This window comes from Arthrobacter sp. 01T414, from assembly GCF_056398965.1.
The window spans coordinates 602,875-627,108 of sequence record NZ_JBFTQK010000002.1 but is presented as its reverse complement, the minus strand read 5'-3'; the positions used below and the strand labels follow the sequence as shown (position 1 = coordinate 627,108).

At 68.4% G+C, this 24,234-nt stretch carries 21 protein-coding genes; 17 read left to right on the top strand and 4 right to left on the bottom strand.

Features of this window, described 5'->3' with window-relative positions; all coding sequences use genetic code 11:
• Window positions 1–3: 3 nt before the first annotated feature.
• The 3 genes from AC1DK9_RS08360 to AC1DK9_RS08350 all read left to right on the top strand — a co-directional run bounded on the left by AC1DK9_RS08360 (window position 4) and on the right by AC1DK9_RS08350 (window position 4,866).
• A complete protein-coding gene (locus AC1DK9_RS08360; protein ID WP_476915594.1) occupies window positions 4–2,739 on the top strand; it encodes a bifunctional acetate--CoA ligase family protein/GNAT family N-acetyltransferase in 2,736 nt (911 codons plus the stop codon).
• A gap of 98 nt (window positions 2,740–2,837) precedes the next feature.
• Window positions 2,838–3,581 (top strand): DUF5998 family protein, encoded by a 744-nt coding sequence (locus tag AC1DK9_RS08355; protein ID WP_476915593.1) that lies wholly within the window; start codon window positions 2,838–2,840, stop codon window positions 3,579–3,581.
• A 79-nt stretch (window positions 3,582–3,660) separates the two neighbouring features.
• Window positions 3,661–4,866, top strand: coding sequence for an alkaline phosphatase family protein (locus AC1DK9_RS08350; protein WP_476915592.1), 1,206 nt, complete (start codon window positions 3,661–3,663; stop codon window positions 4,864–4,866).
• Window positions 4,867–4,909: 43 nt separating this feature from the next.
• On the opposite strand, the gene sepH is transcribed toward AC1DK9_RS08350, so the two are convergent.
• Window positions 4,910–6,370, bottom strand: coding sequence for a septation protein SepH (sepH, locus tag AC1DK9_RS08345; RefSeq protein WP_476915591.1), 1,461 nt, complete (start codon window positions 6,368–6,370; stop codon window positions 4,910–4,912).
• Between the two features lie 322 nt (window positions 6,371–6,692).
• On the opposite strand from sepH, the gene AC1DK9_RS08340 reads away from it, so the two are divergent.
• On the top strand, window positions 6,693–6,992 hold the full coding sequence (locus tag AC1DK9_RS08340) for a DUF4193 domain-containing protein (protein WP_138769577.1): 300 nt from the start codon (window positions 6,693–6,695) through the stop codon (window positions 6,990–6,992).
• A 67-nt stretch (window positions 6,993–7,059) separates the two neighbouring features.
• On the opposite strand, the gene AC1DK9_RS08335 is transcribed toward AC1DK9_RS08340, so the two are convergent.
• On the bottom strand, window positions 7,060–7,545 hold the full coding sequence (locus AC1DK9_RS08335; protein WP_476915590.1) for a DUF3093 domain-containing protein: 486 nt from the start codon (window positions 7,543–7,545) through the stop codon (window positions 7,060–7,062).
• 121 nt (window positions 7,546–7,666) lie between these two features.
• Here AC1DK9_RS08335 and dut point away from each other — a divergent pair, with 121 nt between their 5' ends.
• From dut to AC1DK9_RS08315, 4 genes are all read left to right on the top strand, one after another.
• Complete coding sequence (gene dut, locus AC1DK9_RS08330) at window positions 7,667–8,197, top strand: dUTP diphosphatase (RefSeq protein ID WP_476915589.1); 531 nt, start codon at window positions 7,667–7,669, stop codon at window positions 8,195–8,197.
• A 78-nt stretch (window positions 8,198–8,275) separates the two neighbouring features.
• On the top strand, window positions 8,276–8,992 hold the full coding sequence (locus AC1DK9_RS08325) for a DUF3710 domain-containing protein (RefSeq protein WP_476860912.1): 717 nt from the start codon (window positions 8,276–8,278) through the stop codon (window positions 8,990–8,992).
• Complete coding sequence (locus AC1DK9_RS08320) at window positions 8,985–9,401, top strand: single stranded DNA-binding domain-containing protein (protein ID WP_476915588.1); 417 nt, start codon at window positions 8,985–8,987, stop codon at window positions 9,399–9,401. Before AC1DK9_RS08325 ends, AC1DK9_RS08320 begins: the two co-directional genes overlap by 8 nt.
• Window positions 9,398–10,117: a DUF3159 domain-containing protein gene (locus AC1DK9_RS08315; RefSeq protein WP_476915587.1), complete on the top strand. Its 720-nt coding sequence runs from the start codon at window positions 9,398–9,400 to the stop codon at window positions 10,115–10,117. The genes AC1DK9_RS08320 and AC1DK9_RS08315 overlap by 4 nt, the downstream gene beginning before the upstream one ends.
• A 61-nt stretch (window positions 10,118–10,178) precedes the next feature.
• Here AC1DK9_RS08315 and AC1DK9_RS08310 read toward each other — a convergent pair whose 3' ends face one another.
• Both AC1DK9_RS08310 and AC1DK9_RS08305 read right to left on the bottom strand, forming a co-directional pair.
• Window positions 10,179–10,949 (bottom strand): potassium channel family protein, encoded by a 771-nt coding sequence (locus AC1DK9_RS08310; RefSeq protein WP_476915586.1) that lies wholly within the window; start codon window positions 10,947–10,949, stop codon window positions 10,179–10,181.
• Window positions 10,950–11,621: a potassium channel family protein gene (locus tag AC1DK9_RS08305; RefSeq protein ID WP_476915585.1), complete on the bottom strand. Its 672-nt coding sequence runs from the start codon at window positions 11,619–11,621 to the stop codon at window positions 10,950–10,952.
• Window positions 11,622–11,788: 167 nt separating this feature from the next.
• Here AC1DK9_RS08305 and AC1DK9_RS08300 point away from each other — a divergent pair, with 167 nt between their 5' ends.
• The 9 genes from AC1DK9_RS08300 (at window position 11,789) to AC1DK9_RS08260 (ending at window position 24,233) form a co-directional block, all read left to right on the top strand.
• On the top strand, window positions 11,789–13,765 hold the full coding sequence (locus tag AC1DK9_RS08300) for an APC family permease (protein ID WP_476915584.1): 1,977 nt from the start codon (window positions 11,789–11,791) through the stop codon (window positions 13,763–13,765).
• A complete protein-coding gene (locus AC1DK9_RS08295) occupies window positions 13,762–15,108 on the top strand; it encodes a class I SAM-dependent RNA methyltransferase (protein ID WP_476860906.1) in 1,347 nt (448 codons plus the stop codon). Before AC1DK9_RS08300 ends, AC1DK9_RS08295 begins: the two co-directional genes overlap by 4 nt.
• Window positions 15,109–15,293: 185 nt before the next feature.
• Window positions 15,294–18,107, top strand: coding sequence for an aconitate hydratase (locus tag AC1DK9_RS08290; protein WP_476915583.1), 2,814 nt, complete (start codon window positions 15,294–15,296; stop codon window positions 18,105–18,107).
• 132 nt (window positions 18,108–18,239) lie between these two features.
• Window positions 18,240–20,213, top strand: a complete 1,974-nt coding sequence (gene dxs / locus AC1DK9_RS08285) for a 1-deoxy-D-xylulose-5-phosphate synthase (protein WP_476860969.1) — start codon at window positions 18,240–18,242, stop codon at window positions 20,211–20,213.
• Between the two features lie 94 nt (window positions 20,214–20,307).
• Window positions 20,308–20,865 carry a hypothetical protein gene (locus tag AC1DK9_RS08280; RefSeq protein WP_476915582.1) on the top strand — a complete coding sequence of 186 codons (558 nt, stop codon included), beginning with the start codon at window positions 20,308–20,310 and terminating at the stop codon, window positions 20,863–20,865.
• 84 nt (window positions 20,866–20,949) lie between these two features.
• A complete protein-coding gene (locus AC1DK9_RS08275) occupies window positions 20,950–21,168 on the top strand; it encodes a helix-hairpin-helix domain-containing protein (RefSeq protein WP_476860903.1) in 219 nt (72 codons plus the stop codon).
• Window positions 21,169–21,225: 57 nt separating this feature from the next.
• The gene (locus AC1DK9_RS08270) at window positions 21,226–22,203 is read left to right on the top strand and encodes an aldo/keto reductase (RefSeq protein WP_476915581.1); all 978 of its coding nucleotides are present in this window, start codon (window positions 21,226–21,228) and stop codon (window positions 22,201–22,203) included.
• Between the two features lie 8 nt (window positions 22,204–22,211).
• On the top strand, window positions 22,212–23,264 hold the full coding sequence (locus AC1DK9_RS08265) for a nucleoside hydrolase (protein WP_476915580.1): 1,053 nt from the start codon (window positions 22,212–22,214) through the stop codon (window positions 23,262–23,264).
• A 135-nt stretch (window positions 23,265–23,399) separates the two neighbouring features.
• Window positions 23,400–24,233, top strand: coding sequence for an ECF transporter S component (locus AC1DK9_RS08260; protein WP_476915579.1), 834 nt, complete (start codon window positions 23,400–23,402; stop codon window positions 24,231–24,233).
• Window position 24,234 lies beyond the last annotated feature (1 nt).

The window sequence follows — 24,234 nt, the reverse complement described above, 5'->3', positions numbered from 1 at the left end:
CCTATGGTGGATCAGCCCGTGGAAGGCGTATATCCGGAACATTGGGAAGCCGATGTCGTGCTGCGCGACGGCGGCACGGCGCACCTGCGCCCCATCCACCCCGCGGACTCCGACGCGGTGCAGGCCTTCCACGTGGGCCAGTCGCAGAAGTCGATCTACATGCGCTTCTTCGCGTTCAAGTCCAAGCTTTCCGCCAAGGAGCTCAAACGCTTCACCGAGGTCGATTACAAGGACCGGGTGGCCCTGGTCATCACTATCGGCGGCGAAATCATGGGCATCGGCCGTTACGACCGGCTCGATGACCCTGAAGAGGCGGAGGTGGCCTTCAACATCGCGGACGCGCACCAGGGCCGCGGCATCGGCTCGATCCTGCTCGAACACCTCGCCGCCGCAGCCAGGGAAAACGGGATCCGCAAGTTCAGCGCCGAGGTGCTGCCGGAGAACCGCAAAATGCTGATGGTCTTCTCCGACGCCGGCTACGACGTCAAACGGCACTTCGACGACGGCGTCGTGAGCCTTGAGTTCAACATCGACCCCACGGACAAGTCCCGGGCCGTGATGGAATCGCGCGAACACCGCGCCGAGGCCCGCAGCATCCAGGAACTGCTCGCCCCTTCCTCCGTGGCCGTCATCGGGGCCAGCCGCAAATGGGGAACCGTCGGCTACCAGCTGCTGGAGCACATCATCGAAGGCGGCTTCACCGGCCCGGTCTACGCGATCAACCCCGAAGCCCTCGAACTGGCCGGGATGCTGTCCTTCGCGAAGCTCTCCGAGGTTCCCGGCCCGGTCAAGCTCGCCATCATCGCCGTTCCGTACGATGAGGTGCCCAAGGTCGTCCAGGAATGCGGCGAAGCCGGCGTCAAGGGAATCGTGGTGGCCACCGCCGGCTACGCGGACGACGGCGAACGCGGCCTCGCCCGCCAGCGCGACCTGGTCCGGCAGGCCCGTGCCAACGGCATGCGCGTGATCGGCCCGGCTTCACTGGGCATCGTCAACACCAACCCCGCCGTGTCCCTCAACGCCTCGATGGCGCCCTCGCTGGCGCGCCGCGGAGGCCTTGGCCTGTTTAGCCAGTCCGCGGCGATCGGCGTCTCGCTCTACGCCGCCTCCAGCCGCCGCCGGGTGGGCATCTCCACGTTCCTCTCTGCCGGGAACCGTGCCGATGTGTCCGGCAACGACATGATGCAGTTCTGGGAGGACGACGCCGACACCACCGCCGTCGGGCTCTATCTCGAATCCATCGGCAACCCGCGCAAGTTCTCCCGGCTGGCCCGGCGGCTGGCCCGGACGAAGCCGGTGATCGTGGCCAAATCCGATGCCATGGGCCTGAACCTGCCGCCCGGCCACGCCGTCCGCACCACGCAAGCGCCCGCCGAGGCGCTGGACGCCATGATGCGCCAGGCCGGGGTGATCCGGGTGGAGACGATTGAAGAGCTGATGGACGTCGCCCAAATTGTCTCCAGCCAGCCGCTGCCAAAGGGGCCCGGCATCGCCGTCTTCAGCAACTCGAGCGCGCTCGGCAAGGTGGTGGCGGACAGGGCCGCGGCCGCCGGCCTCGGCGTCGAGCGCGTCGTCGCCGACGTCGATCTGGACGCCGGCATGTCCCGGGCGCTGCCTGCACTGCGCCGCAGCCTGCAGGAGACGCTGACCATTGACTCGGTGCACGCCGTCGTGGTGGCACTGCTGCCGGCCCGCGGGCTGACGGTCGAAAAGATCGGTGCCGTGCTGGCCGAGTGTTCGGCGGCCGCCGGCAAGCCGGTGGTGGCTGCGTTCACCGGCCTCCTCGACCCGTCCATCTACGTCGAGGGCATGGTCGGCGCCGCCGACGAAGCCGCGGCAGCCGCGAATGCCCGGGAAGGTACCGCCCCCGAACCGGCCGCTGGGGTGCCTTGCTACTCAAACCCGGGGGCCGCCGTCGCCGCCCTCGCCGCGGTGGTGCGCTACGCCCAGTGGGTGGTCCGCGACCAGGGATTGTTCGTGGAGCCCGAGGGCTGCGACCCGGAGGGCGCGCACGAAGACTTGGAGGAACTGCTCCGGCCCGTGGGCGGCGAGCAGCTGGTGCGGCTGGATCCTGCCTCGGCCGCGAAACTGCTGGGCCGCTACGGCATCCGGGTGCTGCCCTCGGAAGGATTCGAGACGGAAGAGGACGCCGTCGCAGCGGCGGAACGGCTCGGCTGGCCGGTCGCGCTGAAGACCACGGACCCGGCGCTGCGGCACCGCCTTGACCTTGGCGGCGTCCGCCTGGACATCCAGGACGCCGACTCGCTGCGCCGGAACATCGCCCAGATGCGCAAGTCGCTGCAGCGCTATGGTTCGCCCTCCCTCGAGGTGCAGTCGATGGCCCCGGTGGGGCAGGCCTGCACCTTCCGCGCCATTGAAGATCCGCTGCTGGGACCGGTGGTGTCCTTCGGGCTGGCGGGCGACGCCGTCAATCTGCTCGATGACTGGGCGCACCGGGTTCCGCCACTCTCCGGCTCCGACGTGCACGACTTCATCCGCGCACCCCGCGCGTCGCGCAAACTCTTCGGCTATCAAGGCCTCCCCGCCGTCGACGCGGCCGCGCTCGAGGACCTCGCAGCCCGGCTGACCCGGCTCAAGGACAACCACCCGGAGATCGCGCTGGTGGAGTTCAACCCGGTCCTGGCCGGACCCGACGGCGCCGTGATCCTGGCCGCCGACGTCCGGATTGCCAACGCCGCCCAGCGCACGGACACCGCCCGGCGCGCCATGCGCAGTTAGGCAGTGCAATTAGGCGGTGCAGTTAGGCAGCGCAGTTAGCCAGTGCAGTTAGCCGGCGCAGTTAGCAAGTCCCCAGCCGATCTGTGAAAATGGAAGCCATGAGCTCCCAGCCTCCAGCATCCCAGCCCCACGCGTCCGTCTCCGGCCGCCACGGCTCCCCGCACCCCGGCCTGCACGACCACAGCGCGCAGGGCCAGAGCTTGGAAGCGGCACTCCAGCAGGCTGGTTTCTACCCCCGCCTGGTGGCCGACGTCGTCGCGGACGCCTTGGACGGCCGGGACTGCGTGGCCCACCTGGTGCACCTCGAAACCCACTTCGATCGGGCCGAAGTGCGCCGGCACATCACCGTCCTCGTGCTGACCGAAGACATGCTGGTGATCACCCATGTGGACGACCAGCAGCTCGACGAAGCCGGCGAGCAGATTGTCGCCCAGGTCTCCACCGAGTCCGTGCCGGTGACCCAGATCCGCTCCGTGGTGCTCAGCTACGTTTATGCCCAGCCGCAGGACTACAAGCCTTCGGATCCGGTCCGGGAGCTGACCCTTTCGATCGCCTGGTCCGGCGGCCAGCGCCTGGACATGGGGCCGGCCAGCTGCGGTGACCCGCAGTGCGAGGCAGACCACGGCTACAGCGGCACGATCGCGCAGGAGGACATCGTCCTGCGGATCAGCGCCGAAGCCGACGGCCTGCAGGCCGTCCAGGACGCCAAGCTCTTCGCCCGCGCGCTCCGTGCCGTGAACACCGGGACCACCGCCCCCGCCCCGCACGGCGTCTCTTCGCTCCCGCAGCGTACCCGCGCCGGTGTCTTCGGAAACCGCCTCAGCCGCGGCCACCAGCGCTGAGATGGTGCCGGTCCGCGCCTCCGGGTCCCCGCTGCCGCCTTCGCAGGCGCCCGTCCAAACTCCCGGGGGCCCATCCGGGATGCCCGCCGCACCGGCGTACGGGGAGCGTTCCATCGCCGAGGTGCTCAGTAGTGCAGCGGCCAGCCTCGGCGTCCCCGGCTTCCAGAACCGGCTGAACCTCCCGGCGGCCAAGCACGTCTGCATCGTCCTCGCAGACGGCCTGGGCCGGCAGCTGCTCAAGCAGAAGACCGCCCACACTCCGTTCCTGCGTTCGGTGCTGCAGGCGGGACAAGGCGCCGTGCCGGTGTGGCTCGACGCGGCTTTTCCGTCCACCACGGCCGCGTCGCTGGCCAGCTTCGGGACCGGGCTGCCTGCCGGGCAGCACGGGATGGTCGGCTACGACGTCCTGGACCCGGACCAGGACCGGGTGGTCAACATGCTGGGCAACTGGGACGACGGCGTCGATCCCCAGCAGTGGCAGCCGCTGCCTACCGTCTTCGAGCGGGCCGCCGGGCATGTGGACGTCAGCACCGTGGCCCTGCCACGGTTCAGCGACTCCGCGATGACCCGGGCCGCGCTCCGGGGCGGACGCTTCGTGGCCGGAACCACGTCACACGCCCGAACCGCGGCCGCCGCGGAAGCCATGGCCGGCGCAGACAGCTCGCTGATGTACTTCTACGTCCATGACCTGGACAAGGCCGGGCACCGCTACGGCTGCCAGTCCCCGCAGTGGGAACACCAGCTCGAAGAGCTCGATGCGACCGTCCGCCGGCTCAATGCCACCCTCCCTGCCGGCACCACCGTGCTCGTCACAGCGGATCACGGCATGCTGGACGTCCCGGAATCCCAGCGGATCGACTACTCCGCAGAGCCGGAGCTCATCGCCGGCGTCCGGCACACGGCGGGGGAGCCGCGCATGGTCCATCTCTACCTGGAGGACGGGGCCGACGACGCCGGCCGGCTGCGGCTGTTGGATGCCTGGCGGTCCCGCTTCGGCGACCGGATCTGGGCCTTCACCCGGGAAGAAGCCGTGGCGGCGGGACTGTTCGGCGAGGTCCGCGGACCGGTCGGAGCACGGATCGGTGATGTCATGATTGCCGCCCGCGACGCGCTGGCGTTCTACGACACCCGCCGGGTTCCGGCCAGGGCGCTTGAAGTGGTTGGCCAGCACGGCTCGCTGACCAAGGCCGAACGCGAGGTCCCGCTGCTCTGCTTCACCGCGGAAGGAAAACGGGGCTCAGCCAAGGGCACGGGAAACGCCGGCAAGAAAACTGCACGCCGCTAATCCGGTTCCCGGCGAGCCCTCGGCGGTGCCGAGGCGTTGGTGGCTAGTCGCTGCGGGTGCCGAAGACGATTTCATCCCAGCTGGGCACACTCGAACGCTTCGGCTTGGAGGGCTGGCGTTCCGGCGTCTCCGGCTCCCGCTCGCTCCGGGACGCTTCGGTGCGGCTGGGATCGGTCCGGGACGTTTCGCCCCGGGATGACTCGGGGCGGGATGCCGCGGAAGAATCGTTCTGCGGGCGACGCGACGGTCCGCCGCCCAGCAATTCGTCCAGCCCGGGGCTGGAGGTCGGTCCGGTCCGGACCGGGCGCAGCTGCGACGCCGCGATGGTGATCTCGCGGGTCTCCGTGCTGACCCCGTCGTGCAGCTTCAGCGCGTCGTCGTCGTCAGTGTCCTGGTGGCGGGGTGCCAGGGTGAGGCGGGAGAGCATTGACGGCCGGGCATCACGGCGTCGGGCAAAGGCATCCGGGACCGTGTCCGGGCCCGGCACTGATCGAGGTTCGGCCGACGCCGCCGGCTCCTCTTCGGCTTCCGTCGCTGCGGACTCCCCGTCCGGTTCGGCCTCGGCGTCTTCCCCGGCCTCATCTAGCGGTGGAACCTCGGACGGCCGCGGGTGGGCGGCGGGCACACCGTTGGTCAGCAGCAGTGCCAGGGCGTCATCGGCGTCTTCGTCCAGGCCGAGGCGCTGCCCGCGGCGGGAACGGAGCATGTCCAGGAGCCCGTCGGCATCCTTCTCCTGCTGGCCGCCGTGGTGCTGGCCGCCATCCTGCGGGACGACGCTGAGCTGCGCCGTGGCACTGCGGGCCGCGGCTTCCGCATCGGTTTCAAAATCGAAGGGCCGGTCAGAAACTGCCGAGAGGCGGCGCGCGGGGACTGGGCCGTCCATCGGCTCGAGCTCGCTGAGCTGCTGGGCCCAGCGGTTGGCGTTCTGCAGCGACTTGCGCGACGGGCTGAAGGTCCACATGGCCGGCGGCTCTTCACCGATGGCAGCGTGGGCGCCGGGCTTGGCCTCGAAGCGGGCCACCACGTTCCAGCTGCCGTCCGGGCGGCGCCAGGAATCCCACTCCACGGATGAAGGCTCGATCCCGTGGGCCCGCAGCCGGTGCACGACCATGTCGTCCAGGGTCGCCGGCTGGTCGCCAAAGAAGGAGCGGTAGCTGTCGTGGCCGGCGGAGGGAGAAGCCACCTCGATTTTGCGGGCCTGCTGGGCAACATACTCGCGCTCAGCCAGCACCGGGCCCTCGTAGCGCTGCACCTTGGCCAGTGGAATGCCGGAAAGAGCGGCAACGTCCGCGGCGGTGGCACCGCTGCGGATTCTGGCCTGGATATCGCGAGGGGACATGGCAATGGGCTCCGAGCCCACGCCGGAAGCAGCCTTCGCCGGCGTCCGGCTCAGAGCCGCCCGAAGAGCCTCATCGATCGGCAGCTGGAACATCTCGCCGCCGGTGCCACTGACCAGGAGATGCTCCCCGTCGTCGTGGACGCCTACAAGCCGTAGATCCTGCATACAAATCCTCCACCCTGGCATTACTAACATTCGAAACTCTGCCACCGTTGGGTCCCAATTCGGGTTAGGAGGGAGGGCGCGCCGTGATTTTCCGCGACTTTCCGCCGGTTTGGACGCCCCCGGAGCCGACGGATCTGCCCCGCGACCACTGGCCTCTGGTGTTCGGCAGGGGTTTGAGCAAAAATGACCCGACATCGGGCACAAAAAGCGATTGCCCGGCGTTGACACCGGTGAACTGAACCCGGACCGGCCGGGGCTACCCGCCCTACCGGCACGGCGGAGGCCTACCAACCCGACGAATGCGGAGTGTGAGCAACAACTAATGGCGACAGACTACGATGCGCCGCGCAAGACTGAGGAGGACCTCAACGAGGACTCCATCGAGGAGCTGAAGTCGCGGCGTACGGACAAGCCTTCCGCGGTGGTTGATGAAGACGAAACCGACCTCGCCGAGGGTTACGAACTCCCGGGCGCCGACCTGTCCGGAGAGGAACTGCTGGTCCGGGTGCTGCCCGCCCAGGCAGACGAATTCACCTGTGCCTCCTGCTTCCTTGTCCGCCACCGTTCGCAGATCGCCCGCGAAAAGGACGGCTTGAAGTACTGCAAGGATTGCGAGGGCTAAAGGCTTCCGGCACGTACCGGCCCGGCACCGGTGTCAGCCCGGCGTCAGCGGGGGAGTAGCGGTGGAGTTAGCGGGATAGGGCTGCGACGAGCTCGTCCGGGTGCCGCGTGGACGCCAGCCAATACGGCGTGCGGTCCGAGGGATCGGTGATCTCGATGCGGACCACCGGGTCGATCCAGCCGCGGATGCACATAAATGCGAGCCCGTTGAGCCGGGTTCCTCGCTCCGCCGTCGCCTCTGCGCCGCGGAAGGCCGTGGTCTCGCCGATGAAGCGGCGTTCAATCGTTGCCCGGCCCACGCGCAGCGTTGCCGCCGTCACCGAGATGGACGGCGTGGACAGCACCAGCAACACGGCCAGGATCGTGAAAAGCACTACGGCCGCGGTGATGCCGGCGGCAATGCTGATGGGCGCGAATACCAGGATGCCGGCCGCGGCCAGCCCGGCAGCCACCAGCCAGATCCAGAAGTTCGGCCAGAGTTTCTCGCTGAACAGGACGACGGCGTCATTGGGGGTGCTGTTGGAGGCAGGCACGGCTGCACTGGATTCGGGCATGAGCCCAGCTTTCCACTTTTCCCGGGCCATTTCACCTTGGGCCCGGCGGCCGGCGCCCGCGCCCAGCAGGGGCGGCGGCGCGGTAGGACTAACTTCCCCGCGGGCGTTACAGTGGGGAACTGTGACTGAAGAAACCACTGCCGTGACCACCCCGGCGGCAGACCCCGCAGCCCGCGACCTCCAAGGCTTTGGAGCCCCCACCCTGACGGTGCAGCTCAAAATGCTCGACGACGGCCTGCAGCCGCCGTCGTACGCCCACCCGGGCGACGCCGGGGCCGACCTGCGTTCCCGCGAGGACGTCGTCCTCCAGCCGGGGGAGCGGCGGCTGGTGCCCACGGGCGTGTCCATCGCCCTGCCGGACGGCTTTGTCGCCCTGATCCACCCCCGTTCCGGCCTCGCCACCAAACACGGCCTGACCGTGGTGAACGCGCCTGGCACCGTGGATGCGGGCTACCGCGGGGAGATTGCCGTGACGCTGCTGAATACTGACCGCGACGAGGCGATTGAACTGCGGCGCGGCGATAGAATTGCACAAATGGTCATCCAGCGCGTGGAGCACGCGGAATTCGTGCCCGTCCAGGAGCTCAGTGACTCGGTCCGCGGCGGCGGCGGCTTCGGTTCCACCGGCGGTTTCGGCGCCCCCGGGGCCTGACCCCGCCCGATTGATGCATCTGTTCCCTGTGCGGTGGCCCAGAGCCCCGCGCAGGATCACAACTAAGGAGACAACCCCATGGTTTTTGGGCGTGGCAGGAAAGCCAAGCAGGAGCAGTTGACGGACACCGGCGACGCCCGGGAGGACGCCGCAGCTGAAGCCGGCGCACCCGCCGGGGGCGCGGACAGCGCCCTGCGCAGTGCCGGTCCCCACGACGTCTCGGAAATCGAGAGCCAGGAGGGCTACGTCGACCTCGGCGCCCTGTTGATCGCCCCGCGCGAGGGCCTGCAGCTCCGCCTCGAGGTCGAAGAAGCCACCCAGCGCGTCGTGGCCGTCACCATGGACCTGGAAGGCTCGAGCCTGCAGCTGCAGGCGTTTGCCGCTCCCCGGTCCGAGGGCCTCTGGGACGAGATCCGTGAGCAGATCGGCCAGTCCGTGGGCAGCCAGGGTGGCCAGGTCGACGAGATTGAGGGCCACTTCGGCATCGAACTCGTCGCCAAGCTGCCTGCCGGCGACGGCAGCGACGGCTACCGCGTCGCCCGGTTCATCGGCGTCGACGGCCCCCGCTGGTTCCTCCGCGGTGTCCTCGGCGGCGAGGCCGCACTGGACCGCTCCGCCGCAGCCGGGCTCGAAGAGCTGTTCCGGCAGATCGTCGTAGTGCGGGGCGAGAGCCCCATGCCGCCGCGCGAGCTGCTGCAGCTCCGCCTGCCCCGGGACACCGGCGTCGCGGCCCCGCAGGGTGCCCCTGAGTTCGAACAGCCCGAGCGCGGACCGGAGATTACCCAGATTGGTTGATGCCGCCGGCAAGAAAGCTGCCGCCGCTGTCCCGGTGCGGGGGTTGCCCGAGCGCGGACGTGTGCTCTGCCGCGGCTTCATTGAATCCGTGACCTACGCCCCGGCGAGCGAAGTGGCAGCCTTTACAGCCATCATCACCGACCACGACTCCCCGCAGCCCAAGACCCGGGCGGCAGCTGCTGCTGCCCACGCTGGCCAGGCCGGCCCCGTCGCCCAGCCCGGCGTCCGGCGAAAGCGGCCCTTCGTGGCCGCCGACCGGCTCCGCGTGGTTTGGCTGGGGCGGCGCCGCATCCCGGGCGTGAAGGCTGGCTTGGAGCTACGGCTCGAGGGAATGGTCACCGTTCGGGACGGGCTGCCCACCATGTTCAATCCGCGTTACGAGATACTCTCCCGCCAGGAGGACCAATGAGCACGCCCGAGGACCGGCAGCCCGGACCCGCGCAACCGTCGGTGGCCCAGCTCGCCGAAGGCTACGCAGCCAAGGCAGGCCTGCACCGCACCAGCGACGGCAACATCGACGTGCTCAAGAGCGCCGGCGGTGTCCAGGGCATCGCGGAAAGCATCCTTCCCGGCCTGGTCTTCCTGGTCGCCTTCACCGTGACCCGCGAACTTCCCTTGGCCCTGATCGCTGCCCTGGCGGTGGCCGCGGCGTTCACCGTCGCTCGGCTGGTCCAGCGCAAGCCGCTGACGCAGGCGCTGGCCGGAATCGTCGGCGTCGGGCTGTCCGCCTGGCTGGCGAACTCGACCGGCAAGGCTGAGGACTTCTACGTCCTGGGGTTCTTCACCAACCTCGGCTACATCGTTGCCATGGTCATCTCCATTGCGGTGCGCTGGCCTTTCGCCGGGCTCCTGTTCGGCTTCATTCGGAACGAGGGGCTGGACTGGCGCAAGCACCCGGCCCGGGTCAAGGCCTACCGGATTGGTACCTGGGTGATCATCTCGGTCCTGGCCCTGCGCCTGCTGGTGCAGGTCCCGCTGTACCTGATGGGGGAGCAGGGCCTCGCAGGCCTCGCGACCACCCGGCTCATCATGGGTGCACCGCTGTACATCCTCGGCATGTGGGTGGCCTGGTTGCTCACCCGCCCCGCGCCGGCCCCGGTCGAAGAGCCGGCCGAAGCCAACTAACTCGCAGTTGTTGTCGTTTTGAGGGGTCAAAACGACAACAACTGCGAGCCAGTTGGGCGGATCAGCCGTCGAATCCGTCGTCGGCGGCGGACTGAGTCTCGCGGCCATGTGAGTCCGCGGTCACCGGGTGCTGACCGGCGCCCGCGGCTCCGGCAGCTGCCTCGACGCCCGATTCCGGGGCCGAGAGCAGGGCCCGCAGCCCGTCCTCGGCCGCGATGGTGGTGACGAAGAACAGCTCATCGCCGCCGTCGATCACGTCGTCCCGGCTGGGCGTGATGGGAGCCTGGTCGCGCAGGATCGCCACCAGCGTCGCGTCCTCGGGCCAGTCGATATCGCCCACGGTCAGGCCGATCACGTGCGAATCATGCGGAACGGTGAACTCCACCAGCGAGGACACGCCGGTCTGCAGGGTGAGCAACCGGACCAGGTCACCGATCTCCACGGCCTCTTCCACCAGCGCGGTCATCAGCTGCGGGGTGTTCACCGCGACGTCGACGCCCCAGGAATCGTCGAACATCCAGTCGTTCTTCGGGTTGTTGACCCGGCCCACGGTCCGTCCCACACCGAATTCCGTCTTCGCCAGCAGCGAGACCACAAGGTTGACCTTGTCGTCGCCGGTGGCGGAGACCACGACGTCGGCGTCTTCGAGCCGGGCGTCCTTGAGGGTGCTGAGTTCGCACGCGTCGCCGACCAGCCAGTGCGCGCCGCGCAGCCCGCTGCGGCCGATCACCTCGGGCTTGAGGTCGATCAACAGGATTTCGTGCTTATGGGCCAGCAGTTCACGGGCAATCGAGGAACCGACGCTGCCCGCCCCGACGATGATAACTTTCACTTAGGACTCCTTGGCGGGGGACTTGGCAAGAATGTGGGCGACCTCGGAGGTGCGGTCCACGCTGAGCATGGCGTGGACGGTGTCGCCGTCCTGGTACAGGGTTCCGGATCCGGGGAGGATGCCCTCGCCGAAGCGCGTGAGGTAGGCAACGCGGATGTCCGCGGCCTTCTCCAGTGCCGCCACCGGGTGGCCGATCCAGCCGGAGTCCACGTCGACCTCGGCCAGCACCAGCCGGCCGGAGGGGTCGCGGAAGTCGCCGGCGAGGTGCTGCTCCGGGAGGATCCGGCGGAGCACCTGGTCGGCGCTCCAGCGCACCGCCGCGACCGTGGGGATGCCGAGGCGCTGGTAGATTTCCGCACGGCCCGGGTCGTAGATCCGTGCAACGACGTGCGGGACGTGGAACGTCTCGCGGGCCACCCGGGTGGCCAGGATGTTGGAGTTGTCGCCGCTGGACACGGCGGCGAAGGCGTAGGCTTCCTCGACCCCGGCCTGCTTCAGGGTTTCCCGGTCGAAGCCGACTCCGGTGACCTTGCGGCCGGAGAACCCGGTACGAAGCCGCCGGAAAGCACGGTCGTCCTGGTCGATGATCGCGACCGAATGGCCGGCGTCCTCCAGTGTGTGCGCCAGGGTTGCCCCGACACGGCCACAACCCATGATCACGAAGTGCGCCACACGTGCCTCCTCAAGCTTCCTTCTTGTGCTGCTGCGGTTCTGTTGCTGCGTAAACTCTACCGGCCACGGCGCCGCGGAGCCGGTCCGGCGGCGGCGCTGCCGCCCGGCCGCCCGCAGGCAGGCTTCGCCGTCATGACATCGCGTCCGAATCAGACTAGCTTTGTCTGGTGCTGACAATTTTCAATGCCGTGAAGCGGGTGCTGGTAGGCAGGCCCTTCCGGAACGACCGTCTGGCCCACACCCTGTTGCCCAAGCGGATCGCGCTCCCCATTTTCGCCTCCGATGCGCTCTCCTCGGTGGCCTACGCGCCGGACGAAATCCTGCTGACCCTGGCCCTGGCCGGCGTCAGCGCTGTGGCTTTCTCGCCCTGGGTGGGCCTCGCCGTCATGGTGGTGCTGCTCACGGTCGTGGCCTCCTACCGCCAGAACGTGCACGCCTACCCCTCCGGCGGCGGCGACTATGAGATCGCCAACGAAAACCTGGGCAAGTACGCCGGCCTCACCGTTGCCTCGGCCCTGCTGGTGGACTACGTGCTGACCGTGGCGGTGTCGATGTCCTCGGCCGCGGCCTACCTCACTACCGCCGTTCCCTCGCTGCACGGCCAGCAGGCAGCGATCGCCACCATCGGCGTCGTGATCCTGGCGCTGGTGAACCTGCGCGGCATCCGCGAAGCCGGCAGCGTCTTCGCGGTGCCTACCTACATCTTTATGTTCTCGATCCTTGGCATGACCGCCGTCGGCATCTTCCAGGCCGCCACCGGCCAGCTGGGCCACGCGCCGTCGGCCGACTTCCAGATTGTCCCGGCCGCCGGGTTCGACGACGGGCTGGTCGGCCTCACCGGGGCGTTCCTGCTGCTCCGGGCGTTCTCCTCCGGCGCGGCCGCCCTCACCGGCGTGGAAGCCATCAGCAACGGCGTGCCGAACTTCCAGAAGCCCAAGAGCAAGAACGCGGCCACCACGCTGCTGTTGCTGGGCGTGATCGCAGCGTCCATGCTGGCCGGCATCATCTACCTCGCCAACGCCACCAAGGTGCACATCGTGCTGGACCCGGCGAAGGAGTTCCTGCTCAACGGCCAGCCGGTGGACCCGGACTACATCCAGAACCCGGCCATCAGCCAGATCGCCCAGACCGTCTTCGGAGCCGGTTCCATCCCCTTCTACATTGTGGTCGCAGCCACCGGCGTGATTTTGGTGTTTGCCTCCAACACCGCCTTCAACGGCTTCCCCGTCCTCGGCTCGATCCTCGCCCAGGACGGCTACCTGCCCCGCCAGCTCCGCACCCGCGGCGACCGGCTCGCGTTCAGCAACGGGGTGCTGGCGCTGGCAGCCGGCGCGCTGGTGCTGATCATCTCGTTCAACGCCGACGTCACCAAGCTGATCCAGCTCTACATCGTGGGCGTCTTCATCTCCTTCACGCTGAGCCAGCTGGGCATGATCCGGCACTGGGGCCGCGAGCTGAAACTCGCCAAGGACCCGGCGGCGAAGCTGCGGATGCTCAAATCCCGCACCATCAACACGATCGGTTTCGGCATGACGGGCCTGGTCTTGGTGATCGTGCTGATCACCAAGTTCGAGCAGGGCGCCTGGATCGCGCTGCTGGCCATGTTCATCCTCTTCCTGATCATGTGGAGCATCCGTGCGCACTACGACAACGTGGCCAAGGAACTGGCCGTGGATGAAGACTCCTCGCCCCGGGCCCTGCCGACCCGGGTGCACGCCGTGCTGCTGGTCTCGCACGTCCGCAAGCCCGTGCTCCGGGCGCTGGCTTACGCCCGCGCCTCCCGGCCGTCCCGGCTGGACGCCATCACGGTGGACATCAGCCCGGAGGAGACCGAACAGACCCTGGCGGACTGGGAGAAGCTTGAAATCCCGGTGCCGCTGACCGTGCTGGCCAGCCCGTTCCGCGAGACGGTCACGCCGATCATGGAATACATCAAGAACATGCGGCGCGACTCGCCGCGCGACCTGATTGTCGTCTACATCCCCGAGTACGTCGTCGGCAAGTGGTGGGAGCAGTTGGTCCACAACCAGACCGCGCTGCGGATCAAGACCCGGCTGCACTTCGAGCCCGGCGTCATGGTGGCAAGCGTCCCGTGGCAGCTGAAATCGTCCGAAGAAGCCAAGAAACTGCAGGATATCCAATGACCACCGACACCACGACGCCCGCCCGCACCGAACTGGTCGTCGACGTCGGCCCCGTCGCCCACGGCGGCCTCTGCGTTGCCCGGTACGAGGGTCGGGTGATCTTCGTCCGCCACGGCATTCCCGGCGAAAAGGTCCGGATCAGGCTCACGGACGACGGCGAGTCCGCCAAGTTCTGGCGCGCCGACGTCGTCGAGGTACTGGAGCCCTCCCCGGACCGGGTGGACCATTTCTGGCACACGGCCGACTCGCAGCGGTCCTGGTCCCACGGCCATCCGCCGGTCGGCGGCGCCGAGCTGGGCCACGTTACGCTGGAGCGCCAGCGCAGCCTCAAGTCCGAGGTCCTGGCCGAACAGCTGCGCCGGCTGGCCGGCGTCGACCTGCCCGTCACGGTCGAGGCCGTGGGGGAGGCCGCCGGCACCGGGGCGACTGGCCTCGGGTGGCGCACCCGCGCCGGGTTCGCCGTGACACCCGGAGGCAAGCTCGGCATGCACGCCTACCGCTCCGACGCAGTGTTCCCGGTCCGCGAGATGCCGCTGGCCGTCGAAGCCATCAACGCCTTGAAGCTCTGGGACATCGACCTGCAGGGGATTGAACGGATCGACGTCGCGGCGCCGGCCAACGGCTCCCGGCCGCTGGTACTCCTGGTCCCGGCCGCCGGAACCCGGGCCAAGCGGCTCAGCGCCGTCGTGGCCCAGCTGCCCGACGACGTGTCGGTGGCGCGGGTGGACCCGGCCACAGGCGAGGTGGCGCAGCTGCGCGGCCGGACCTGGGTGCAGGAGACCGCGGCCGGGCACGAGTACCGCGTCACCGGCGCCGGCTTCTGGCAAATCCACCGCGACGCGCCGGAGACCCTGGTGGGGGCAGTCACCGGCTTCCTGCACGAGGGCGGCTACCTCGCCGCCGGCTCCGTGGTCGCGGACCTGTACGCCGGCGCCGGGCTCTTCACCGCGCCGCTCGCCGACGCCGTCGGGGTCACCGGCTCGGTGCTGTCCGTGGAAGGCGCACCGGGCACCAGCCGGGATGCGCGCAAGAACCTGCACGGCGCGCCCCAGGTAGAGATCGTCCAGGGGAAGGTGGAGCGGGTGCTGCGGCAGAAGCCGCGCAACTTCGACGCCCTGGTCCTGGACCCGCCCCGGGCCGGCGCCGGCAAGGCCGTGGTGAACCAGCTGCTCGCGGCCGGTCCCCGGGCGATCGCCTATGTCTCCTGCGATCCGGCGTCCTTTGCCCGCGATGTGGGCTATTTCCAGCAGGCGGGCTGGGGACTCGCGGGCCTCCGCGCCTTCGACCTGTACCCGCACACCCACCACATGGAGACTGTGGCGTTACTGACTCCCCGGCCTTGATGCCACTAGGATGGCGGTAGTAGTCCGACGTCGCGCGGTAGCCACCCGGGTTTTTTCGACAGTGGTTTTCAGGAGCCGGTTTATCAGAAACCGGTTTTCAAGACTCGTGTCTTAGTTAGGCTGACCTAACTAGCAAGGGGTCTGCGGCGCGACAAAGATGAAACTGTTGCGAGAGGAGTCCTGCGATGAGCATTGTGGACAGCTTCGGTTCAAAAGGCAAACTTAATGTAGCCGGTACCGAATACGAAATTTTCCGGTTGAACTCCGTTGAAGGTGCAGAAAACCTTCCGTTCAGCCTCAAGGTATTGCTTGAAAACCTGTTGAGGACCGAGGACGGCGCCAACATCACGGCCGATCACGTCCGAGCACTGGCCGGTTGGGATCCCAACGCCGAGCCCGACACTGAAATCCAGTTCACGCCGGCGCGCGTGATCATGCAGGACTTCACTGGCGTGCCCTGCGTTGTCGACCTCGCCACCATGCGTGAGGCCGTGAAGGAACTCGGCGGCGACCCCAAGCGGGTCAACCCGCTGGCGCCGGCGGAAATGGTCATCGACCACTCCGTCCAGATCGACGCCTTCGGCAACTCCGGCGCACTGGAGCGCAATATGGAGATCGAGTACCAGCGCAATGGCGAGCGGTACCAGTTCCTGCGTTGGGGCCAGACCGCGTTCGACGACTTCAAGGTCGTCCCGCCGGGAACCGGCATCGTGCACCAGGTCAACATCGAGTACCTGGCCCGCACCGTGATGACCCGCGAGGTTGACGGCGCGCTTCGTGCCTACCCGGACACCTGCGTCGGCACCGACTCCCACACCACCATGGTCAACGGCCTGGGCGTGCTCGGCTGGGGCGTCGGCGGCATCGAAGCCGAGGCGGCCATGCTGGGCCAGCCCGTCTCCATGCTGATCCCGCGCGTGGTCGGTTTCAAGCTGACCGGCTCCATCCCGGCCGGCGCCACCGCCACCGACGTCGTGCTCACCATTACCGAGCAGCTGCGCCAGCATGGCGTGGTCGGCAAGTTCGTGGAGTTCTACGGCGAAGGCGTTGCGGCTGTGCCGCTGGCCAACCGCGCCACCATCGGCAACATGAGCCCCGAATTCGGTTCCACCGCCGCGATGTTCCCGATCGACGACGTCACCCTTGACTACCTGCGCCTCACCGGCCGGTCCGAAGAGAACGTGGCCCTCGTGGAGTCTTACGCGAAGGAACAGGGCCTCTGGCACGATCCCTCCCGCGAGATCAAGTTCTCCGAGTACCTCGAGCTGGACCTCTCCACGGTTGTCCCGTCGATCTCCGGCCCGAAGCGCCCGCAGGACCGCATCATCCTCACCGAGTCCAAGGCCCAGTTCCGCGAGGACCTGCGCAACTACGTGAAGGAAGACCTCGCCGACGGCAGCCTGGACGAAGCGATCGACGAAAGCTTCCCGGCGTCCGACTCGCCGTCGTTCACCGCCTCGGCGACCCACCTCACCGAGCAGGCGCCGCACGGGCACGGTCCGAAGCCCAACGGCCGTCCGTCCAAGACGGTGGCCGTCAAGACCGCCGACGGCCGCGAGTTCGAGCTGGACCACGGTGCGGTGTCGATCGCCTCGATCACCTCCTGCACCAACACGTCCAACCCGTCCGTGATGCTGGCAGCCGCACTGCTGGCCCGCAACGCCGTGGACAAGGGCCTCACCTCCAAGCCTTGGGTCAAGACCTCGGTGGCCCCCGGGTCCAAGGTCGTCACCGACTACTACAACAAGTCGGGCCTGACCCCGTACCTGGAGAAGCTCGGCTTCTACATCGTCGGCTACGGCTGCGCGACCTGCATCGGCAACTCCGGTCCGCTCGACGCCGAGATCTCCGAGGCCATCCAGGCCAACGACCTCTCCGTCACCGCCGTGCTCTCCGGTAACCGCAACTTCGAAGGCCGGATCAACCCGGACGTCAAGATGAACTACCTGGCTTCCCCGCCGTTGGTCATCGCATACGCCCTGGCCGGCACTATGGACTTCGACTTCGAAAACGACGCCCTGGGACAGGACGAGGCCGGCAACGACGTCTTCCTGAAGGACATCTGGCCGAACCCGGTCGAGGTCCAGCAGGTTATCGATTCCTCGATCGACAAGGGCATGTTCGCCCGCGGCTACGAAGGCGTCTTCGAGGGTGACGACCGCTGGAAGGCGCTCGACACCCCGGCCGGCGACACCTTCGCGTGGGACGAAAAGTCCACCTACGTGCGGAAGCCCCCGTACTTCGAGGGCATGCAGGCGCAGCCTGAGCCGGTCCAGGACATCACCGGGGCCCGCGTGCTGCTCAAGCTCGGCGATTCGGTCACCACCGACCACATCTCCCCGGCCGGTTCCTTCAAGTCGGACACCCCGGCCGGCCAGTACCTGCTGGCCAACGGCGTGGAGCGCAAGGACTTCAACTCCTACGGCTCGCGCCGTGGCAACCACGAGGTCATGATCCGCGGCACCTTCGCCAACATCCGGATCAAGAACCAGCTCCTCGACGGCGTTGAGGGCGGCTTCACCCGCGACTTCACCCAGGCCGACGGCCCGCAGGCCTACGTGTACGACGCCGCGCAGAACTACCAGGCTGCCGGCACCCCGCTGGTCGTCCTGGCCGGCAAGGAGTACGGCTCCGGCTCGTCCCGTGACTGGGCCGCCAAGGGCACCGCGCTCCTGGGGGTCAAGGCTGTTATCGCCGAGAGCTACGAGCGCATCCACCGCTCCAACCTGATCGGCATGGGAGTCCTGCCGCTGCAGTACCCGGCCGGCCAGAACGCCGCCAGCCTGGGCCTGACCGGCACGGAAACCTTCGCGGTTGAGGGCGTCACCGCCCTCAACGAAGGCACCACGCCGAAGACCCTCAAGGTCACCGCCACGGCCGAAGACGGCACCACCACCTCCTTCGATGCGGTCCTGCGCATCGATACCCCGGGTGAAGCCGACTACTACCGCAACGGCGGCATCCTGCAGTACGTGCTGCGCCAGATCTCCGCTAACTAGCGGCAGTCCGGCGCCACGCCGTGAAAGCCCCGGTCCGTCCCTGACGGACCGGGGCTTTCGCGTTCCGGCACCCGGCCCGGTCCCGAGGCGTTAGAGTTAAAAGGCATGTCTACTACCCGCAAGGAGGGGCCGTTGGGAATCTTGGAGACCATCCGGAATCCGCAGGACCTGAGCAAGTTGTCCCAGGCGCAGCTGGATCAGCTGGCAGCCGAGGTCAGGGAATTCCTGATCGGCAACGTTTCCCAGACGGGAGGACACCTCGGGCCGAACCTCGGCGTCGTGGAACTCACCATCGCGGTGCACCGGATCTTCGATTCCCCCCGCGACAGCATCGTCTTTGACACCGGCCACCAGTCCTACGTGCACAAGCTCCTCACCGGGCGCCAGGACTTCAGCACGCTGCGCCAGCAGGGCGGCCTGTCCGGCTACCCGGACCGGGCCGAATCCGAGCACGACATCGTCGAAAGCTCGCACGCGTCCTCCTCGCTGTCCTGGGCGGACGGCATCTCCCGTGCCCGGCAGCTGACCGGGGACGGCGACCGGTACGTGATCGCCGTCGTCGGTGACGGCGCCCTGACCGGCGGCATGGCCTGGGAAGCCATCAACAACATTGCCGCTGACAAGAAGCGCCGCGTCGTCATCGTGGTGAACGACAACGGACGCTCCTACGCCCCGACCGTGGGCGGCGTCGCCGACTACCTGGCCTCCCTTCGCCCCACCATCGACTCGCTCCGCGCCGCCCCGGCCTATGAGGGCGCCCTTGACTGGTGGAAGAAACGGCTGCAGAGCGGCGGTCCGGTGGGCCAGTTCACCTACAAGAGCCTGCATGCCATGAAGAAGGGCATCAAGGACTGGTGGGCGCCGCAGGGCATGTTCGAGGACCTCGGCATGAAGTACATCGGCCCGGTCGACGGGCACAACTTACAGGCCATGGAGCACGCACTGTCCACGGCCAAGAATTACGCCGGACCCGTGATCGTCCACGCGATGACCGAGAAAGGCCACGGCTACGCCCCGGCCCGCGCGCACGAGGCGGACCAGTTCCACGCCGTCGGCATTATCGACCCGGAAACCGGCGAGCCCACCGAAGCCGGGGGAGCCAAGTCCTGGACCTCCGTCTTTGCCGACGAGATTGCCGACATCGCCGACGAACGCAAGGACATCGTCGGTATCACCGGCGCCATGCTGATCCCGGTAGGGCTGCACAAGTTCGCCGCCCGCCACCCGGAACGCGTGTTCGACGTCGGCATCGCCGAACAGCACGCCCTCACCTCCGCCGCCGGCATGGCATTCGGCGGCCTCCACCCCGTGGTCGCGGTCTATGCGACCTTCCTGAACCGCGCCTTCGACCAGCTCCTGATGGACGTCGCCCTGCACAAGGCCGGCGTTACGGTGGTGCTGGACCGGGCCGGGGTCACCGGGCCCGACGGCGCCAGCCACCACGGCATGTGGGACATGGCGATGGTCCAGATCGTTCCCGGCCTGCACCTCGCCGCGCCGCGTGATGCCTCCCGGCTGCGCGAGGAACTGCGCGAGGCCGTCGCCGTCGAGGACGCCCCCACCGTCATCCGCTACTCCAAAGGCACCGTCGGCGCGGAAGTCGAAGCCCTCGAACGGCTCAGCGACGGCGTCGACGTGCTGGCCCGCCGCCCCGCGGGATCCACCGAGAACGACGTGCTGATTGTCAGCGTCGGCGCTATGTCCGAACTCGCGCTGGACGTCTCCAACCGGCTCGGCGCGCAGGGCATCAGCTCCACCGTGGTGGACCCGCGCTGGGTCCTGCCGGTGCCCAAGTCCGTGATCGCCCTCGCCTCGCACCACCGCCTCGTGATCTGCATCGAGGACGGCGTCCGGGCCGGCGGTGTCGGCTCCCGGATCCGCCAGGAAATGCGCGCCGCCGGGGTGGACACCGCCCTCAACGAGGTCGGCCTGCCGGTGGAGTTCCTGGACCACGGGAGCCGCAGCCAGGTGCTGGAGCGGGTCGGGTTGACCGCCCAGCAGATCACGCACGACGTCGTCGCGCAGGTTCTCGGGACGAAGGTGCCGTTCGCGCGGCCGCTGCCCGGCCAGCAGCACCCCAGCACCGGCAGCCTGCCGATCCTGTGAGGATCCCGGCGCCGGACCAGCTTTTCCAGGCCGTCAAGGCACAGCAATCACCCTTCGACGGCACTGACCGCGGACGGTTTACGAAGGGACATCCATGAGCGGAATTATCCGGGTCTACAAGCGTGACGAAGAAGGCACCCTGCACTTCAGGGAAGCCTGGATCGACGAGGAGTACCACGAGTTCGTGATGAACCACGGCGTCGTCGGGCACCAGAGCAAGACCGAGGAGACCGAGGCGGCCGACGCCGCCGCGGGTGAGGGGCTCATGGAGGCCTTCGCGGCGCAGTGCGCCGAGGATGGCTACGCGGAGATCCCTGACGAGGAGCAGTTCTGGGTGGTGGCGCAGTACGCGCTCAAGACCAAGGACGGCACCAGCCGCGACCGTTATCTCGAGGAAAAAGCCAAGGACGCCCTGATCAGCCATCTCGCCTGGCGCGGCCTGGGCGTGGTGGACCGCTCCGAGTTCTCCGACGCCAAGCTCAACATCTTCTGCCTCACGCCGGAGGTCAACAAGACCGTCAGCGCGATCAAGGTCTGCATCCGGGGCGAGGATCTGGACTTCACCAAGCTGAGCATCGGAGCGGCGCCGTACAACGGGTCTGACTTCAAGCTCAAGCACTCGGCCAAACCGGCCAACAGCTTCACCCTCTAGGCGGCACCCGCCTGGAAGTCCATCTGTAAGGAGCCGGGCACGGCTCAACTCAGTTTTGGGGGCAAGCGATTGGAAGGTAACGCAATGACGCGGAAATCACCTCGACCAGGCAGCACTCCACTACCGGCAGGACTCGCCGCACCGGCGCGCAAGTCCCTGGCGCACGCCGGAGTGGAGACCCTTGAGCACGTCCGGGAGCTGGGCCGCCGCCGGCTGGCCGGGATGCCGGGCGTCTGCCCGCGCACGCTCGCGCAGCTCCAGGACGCGATGGACGAGCACGGGCTGGAGCTGCCCGCGGGCTAAGTCCCGGGCACGGCCTCCTGACCGGGACCAGTCCGCAGCCGTTATAGGCTGAATCCCATGACTGAATACCGCCGCGTAGGAAATTCCGGACTGGCTGTCTCCGTTGTGGGGCTCGGCTGCAACAACCTGGGCCGGGCCAACACCGCCACCGAATCGCAGGAGGGCACCGACGCCGTCGTGCATGCCGCGCTGGACGCCGGCATCACCTTCTTCGACGTCGCCGACGCCTACGGCCGGGAGCCCGGGCTGAGCGAAACCATGCTGGGCAAGGCCCTCGGCTCGCACCGCGGCGACGCCGTGATCGGCACCAAGTTCGGCATGGACATGCGCGGCGCCAACGGTACCGACTTCGGCGCGCGCGGTTCCCGGCACTACATCATCAAGTCGGCCGAGGCCTCGCTGCGGCGGCTCGGCACGGACTGGATCGACCTCTACCAGTTCCACACGCCGGATCCGCTGACGCCCATCGACGAGACCCTCGCAGCCCTCGATGAGCTCGTGACCAGCGGAAAGGTCCGCTACATCGGACACTCCAACCGTGCCGGCTGGCAGATCGCCGAGGCCGAGTTCGTGGCGCGCAGCCGTGGCGGAGCCCGCTTCATCTCCAGCCAGAACCACTACAACCTGCTGGACCGCCGTGCCGAACTCGAGGTCACGCCGGCGGCAGAGGCGTACGGTCTGGGCGTGCTCCCGTACTTCCCGCTGGCCAACGGCCTGCTGACCGGCAAGTACTCGCAGGGCAGGGCCCCGGAAGGATCGCGGCTGAGCCACACCCGCACCAACCTCGTCCACGACGCCGACTGGAAGCAGCTGGGAGCCTTTTCCGCCTTCGCCGCCGAACGGGACCTGACCGAGATCCAGGTGGCATTCTCCTGGCTCGCCGCCCAGCCCTCCGTCAGCAGCGTGATCGCCGGCGCAACCCGGCCCGAGCAGGTCCGGCAGAACGCCGAAGCCGCCGCCTGGGTCCCCACCGCCGCCGAACTGGCAGAGCTCGACGAGATCTTCCCGCGCACGCCGAAGGTCGCACTGTTCTGAGCCCGGAAATGCCAGGCGGCCCGGACGCCGAACACCTGATCCTGATGGACGTCGATACCGGGATCGACGACGCCCTGGCGATCGTGTACCTGCTGGCCCGGTCCGAGGTCCGGCTGCAGGCCATTACCTGCACGGCCGGCAACGTCGGTGCCCGCCAGGTGGCGCTCAACAGCCTGTCGCTGCTGGAACTCTGCGGGCGCGAGGGGATTGAGGTCGCCACCGGCGCCGAGGTGCCGCTGGAAATCCCGCTTGTCACCACCGAAGAGACCCACGGGCCGCAGGGGATCGGCTACGCCGAGCTGCCCGTGCCCGCCCAAGCCATTTCGACGCGTCACGCCGTGGACGTCTGGGTGGAGGAGGCGCGGGCGCATCCGGGGGAGATCACCGGCCTGATCACCGGTCCGCTCACCAACTTCGCCCTGGCCCTGCGCCGCGAACCCGAACTGCCGCGGCTGCTCAAGGGCCTGGTCATCATGGGCGGCAGCTTCTACTACCAGGGCAACACGACGCCGACGGCGGAGTGGAACACCTCGGTGGACCCGCACGCCGCCAAGGAGGTCTACGCGGCCTACCGCGGGCTGCCCGAGGACAAACTCCCGGTGGTCTGCGCGCTGGAGACCACGGAACGGATCGAGATGCTGCCGGAGCACCTCCGGCGGCTCGGCGAGGCGGCCGGGGCTGCCGAACCCGAACTGGTGCTCCCGGACCAGCCCGAGGGCCAGCGCAGCCGTTCCGGCAGCCCCCTGGTGGCGTGCCTGTCCGACGCGATCCGCTTTTACATGGAGTTCCACCGGCTCTACGACCAGGGGTACGTCGCGCACATGCACGACGCGTTCGCCGCCTGCGCCGCCGTCGGACGCACACCGTTCAGCACGCGGCTGGCGACGGTCGACGTCGAGACGGAATCCCCGCTGCTGGCCGGCACCACGGTGGCCGACTACCGGGGCCTGTGGGGACTCCCGCCGAACGCCCGGATCGTCACCGGCAACGATCCCGGCCAGTGCTTTGACGAGCTCATTTCCTCCGTGGGCGCGCTGGCGCGGACACTGGGAACCCGTTAGCCGCGGGTGGCATGGAAGCCGCCGGCGGCTCTGCCGGGGCCGCTCGCCCGCGGCCTCGCCGGGGCGGCTAAGATGGTAGCTGCGCCGAGGTGACATGAGGCGGTCTTTGCAAACTCCATCCGAAGGACTTTCCCCATGTCACAGCAGCCCCTGACTCTTCCCGATGCGGGCTCCACTGGCGCCGGCGCGGCCCCCGGCCGCCGCCGGCTGCTCGAAATCGCGGGCGCCGCGGCCATCGCCGCCACCTACGTCTTCCTGGTCCTCACCCAGCCGGTCGAGAGCGCCAACGGACCCGCAAGCTTCTCCGCGCTGGTTGCCCTCGGCGGCTTCCTGCTTGGCGCGGTGCTCCTGCTCGTTGCCGTCCTCCCTGTCCTGCCCACCTCCACCCTGGTGCTGATGCCGGTGGCGATCGTGCTGAACGTGGTCCTGGGCCAGTTGATGGGCAGCACCGGCCTGCCGTTCTACCTGGACGCGATCGGGACGGTCCTGATCGCCGTCCTCGCCGGCCCGGCCGCCGGAGCAGCCACCGGAGTGCTCGGCAGCATCGTCTGGTCCTTCTTCAACCCCACCGTGCTGCCGTTCGCCGCCGGCGCGGCCCTGATCGGCTTCCTCGCCGGCCTGGCCGCCCGCGCAGGACTGTTCCGCCGCTTCTACTTCGCCCCCGTGGCAGGATTTCTCACCGGCATCCTGGCCGGCGTCGTGTCCGCCCCGATCGCCGCCTTTGTCTACGGCGGAACCGCGGGCCTGGGCACCGGCGCCATCGTCAGCGCCTTCCGTGCCATGGGCGACACCCTGCTGGCCGCAATCACCAAGCAGGCCCTGATCTCGGACCCGATGGACAAAGCGATCGTCTTCACGATTGCAGCCCTGCTGGCCTACGCCCTGCCCCGGCGCACGACGTTCCAGTACGCCTTCGTCCGCCGCTTCCGGGTGCTCGCGGGTAAGGCCCCGTCGGACTCCGCAGCCTAGG